The sequence below is a fragment of the Paraglaciecola sp. genome, assembly GCF_030730205.1.
Taxonomy (GTDB): domain Bacteria; phylum Pseudomonadota; class Gammaproteobacteria; order Enterobacterales; family Alteromonadaceae; genus Paraglaciecola.
In genome coordinates, this window is sequence record NZ_JANQVQ010000006.1 from 1 (window position 1) to 3,254 (window position 3,254).

Here is a 3,254-nt window from a genome sequence, read left to right on the forward strand (position 1 = left end):
CCCACACAGTGATATTTTTATTTGGGGCATCTTCCTTTCTCGGTATGCTAATTGGTCTCCCTATTAGCTTTGCATAAACGGCATCGTTACCAATGTTTTTGAATTCATCTAGAGTATGGACACACTCTCGCTCTTCTTCTGGGAGATTAGATGCATCGGCGGCACCACATAGCACGACGCACTTATCTATGTAAGGTACAAACTTTCCTTGTAACTTTTGTTGTAACCTAGATTTTAGTATCTTTGCCGCTCTACTAGCTTGAGAAACAGCATTTATCCTGCTCTCTTGTCTACCATCTTCGTACTCTTGAACCCACTTATTTCCGTTAGCAAAAATCTTTCCACGGTAGTTTTTCAGTTCCACAACGATGATTCGGTCATGGGTAACGAGAATAAGATCAGCTTCAAAGTCCCTACCTTGACGCCCTAGCATCTCCAGAGATGAGTATCCTTTCCAACTTGCGGGAAGGCTTTCCGCCAAAACCTCATTGGCTTTCCTTTCAAAACCATTAATGCCAAGTGGATCTAGACACTTTATCTCCATCACATTTCCTTTCTCAAACGTTACGCAATATTCAAATTGCAACAACTAGTAATACCGAGACCATTGGAGCAGCTAAGAGGGAGGTTGGAGTTTGATTTTTGAGAGCATCAAATGCTATTTGATTACCAAAAGAGCCTTCCATAGCTGCTTTAAAAAACTTCTTAAGCTCGACTGGATACTTGTTTATGCCACTGAAATGTAGCTACCCGAATCATTCGTCAACATTACCATTTGTTCCGAAAACTTGTAAAGACTACTTATGCCTATTACGCTTAAAAACAGTACTTTAGACACATCGACAAGCAATGGTCACATTACCGCTCTTCCCTCAACCCTATCCCAATGAACTCCTCTACAGCGTTCTTGCTCGCTATAAGGTTCGGTGCTGTGTTCTGCCGGATAAGTTGTTGTTGAAGGACGTATTTGGCAGCAATACCATTATTGCGTCACCTGAAATGCCAAACGGTATCTGCTGTGCTGTGGAAAACATCCGCCCTAGCACGTCTCTGACTGCACAAGACGTTATTGCAAACCATACATTGTTTCCCTTATACACCGCATTCTGCCAAGCCAGCATTAAAAACAGTGTCTTAGATCAAATGCTATCTACCAAAAACAACACATACACCACAAGTACTGGGCTAGCGACGTGCTTTCTAAAGCCTGTCACTTACTTCCGCTACTGTCCTGCTTGTGTTCTTGAGCAGCTTGATCGCTTTGGCGAACCTTTCTGGGACAGACGCTGGTTTGGCTTCTATAACTACTGCTGTCCAATCCATGGCATACAGATGACAGCTACCAACATCGCCATTCATGATCCATCTCGACATTCATTTAGCCCGTTGCTGGAGCATTTAGTTGAAGGGCAAATAAGCCTTAAAAACGCATCAGCCGCGTCTTGGCAGGAGCAATTAGCTTCACGTGCCTCCATGTATCTGATATCAAATTCACGCGTCGAGACTTTCACATTCCCTCAACTGACATCCTTTTATAGACAACTTGCTGTCGACGCAAATTTCGACCGAGGTCAATTCATAAAGCAGACTGAAGTCACGCAATACATCAAACGCTATTGGTCTTGGGGTTGGTTGCAGGAAATTGGATTCACTCAAAACAACTTCGAAAATATTGTTGGCACATTATTCAGGAAGCACAGAAAACAGCATATGTATGTTATGCACATAGTCGCTGGCTTACCCTTTTTTGACGGTAATATTGAGGCTTGGTGGAATGCGATAGTTAATTCTTCAGAACCACGAAATGATGTCACTCAAAAGCAAAATAATAATACCTGCCAACACTCAAAAAAGGTCGTGTTGGCATGGAAGACAATGTGGATAGATTTGTTGCAAAAATACGGCCCTAAAGCTGCACGCTACGCAACAAATGAGAGCCAGAAGCTCTATACCGCTATTTATCGAGCAGATAGAGAATGGCTATTGCAAACAAACCAAACATATGCGGTTGAACGCATATCGGTAAATAAAAGGGTTTCTTGGAAAAAACGTGACAACTTAACCTGCAAGCAACTATTCAAAATTCTATACAACACAAATGATTTATACTCACCCCGCCGATCACAAAGATGGTTTTTGCAGTGCCTTCCTAACTCTGCAACTATAGAACACAACCTGCATCGCTTACCACTTACCAATCTATTTTTATCGGCTTATGGCGAAAGCTATCAAGAATATCAATGCAGAAGACTGACCCAATCAACACTTCTGTTCGCAAACCAAGACATGCGCCCTGAAGCATGGCAAATGTACAGAAAAGCTAGAATAAATACACAAAGACCAATATCATCAGTCACCAAAATAACCTGCGACTGGTGTACAGATTGGCTGATAAACAATACAAAATAAAAGGGGTAGAGGATAACGATGAACTAATCTACATTGGCTCCCTATTCAGAACGTCATACAGTGCAGATTGGCGTATACAGGTAAGATTTAAAAAATCGCCGGTAAGATCAATTCTGGCTTCGCTTATCCCCGACCTCGCAGTAGGGCGGCTCTACAATGCAACGCATATTGAGCCCAAAACCCAAGATAGCCTGTCATTTGATTGGAATGGGAAAGTACATAAATTATCGGGGGAAGATCTTCAACTGCCGCTAGTAGGCGAATTTAAGAGAAATGAACTTTATTTTATCGTAGAAGACTACGACGGCTATCTCGCTATTCCACAACTAGAACTCGCCAGAGTTCTGTTTATTCAAAATAGTAAGATGTTTCATTACGCTCTTGAGCCAGTGGCACTTGGAATAGATTTCCATTCGTTCGAGCCCTACCACAAAAATCTGTTCATACATGTAACGCCCTCAGCCCAGCTGACAAAAAGCCAGTTTGAACGAGTATTTAACCCCAATAAATTAGCCTACACATTGGCAGACAATCAAGGAAAAAATTCATTCTTGTCTATCAGCAAAAACTTTCTTAAGTATCGGTTTGAAAAAAAAGAATACGATAAAGAGAGAAATATAAAGACGTTCGTAACATGGTGGACGTTTGACTTCCAGCCACCAGCACTCAGTGGTTCTTCACTAACGGTTACATTGCAGAGCTACATCGGACAGTACAAAGACTCCGACGTGCGGGTCGTGCAGGAAATTCTGGGGATCAGTAATGTACCTCATTCACTTCCCAAAAATATTCACTTTATCAGTCAGGATTGGTTGAAAGCCTCGGTGAGGCAGCAAACCACAGAC

3 protein-coding genes are annotated in these 3,254 nt (G+C 42.1%); 2 read left to right on the top strand and 1 reads right to left on the bottom strand.

The window, feature by feature from the left end:
• On the bottom strand, positions 1 to 544 hold a 544-nt coding region (locus NWQ57_RS00300; protein ID WP_306019905.1), incomplete at its 3' end, for a nuclease-related domain-containing protein.
• Between the two features lie 305 nt (positions 545 to 849).
• Between NWQ57_RS00300 and NWQ57_RS00305 the strand changes: the two genes are divergently transcribed.
• Together NWQ57_RS00305 and NWQ57_RS00310 are read left to right on the top strand one after the other, a co-directional pair.
• Positions 850 to 2,409 (top strand): TnsD family Tn7-like transposition protein, encoded by a 1,560-nt coding sequence (locus tag NWQ57_RS00305; protein WP_306019906.1) that lies wholly within the window; start codon positions 850 to 852, stop codon positions 2,407 to 2,409.
• Positions 2,385 to 3,254, top strand: an 870-nt coding sequence (locus NWQ57_RS00310) for a hypothetical protein (RefSeq protein WP_306019907.1), incomplete at its 3' end; no start/stop codon positions are given. The genes NWQ57_RS00305 and NWQ57_RS00310, both read left to right, overlap by 25 nt.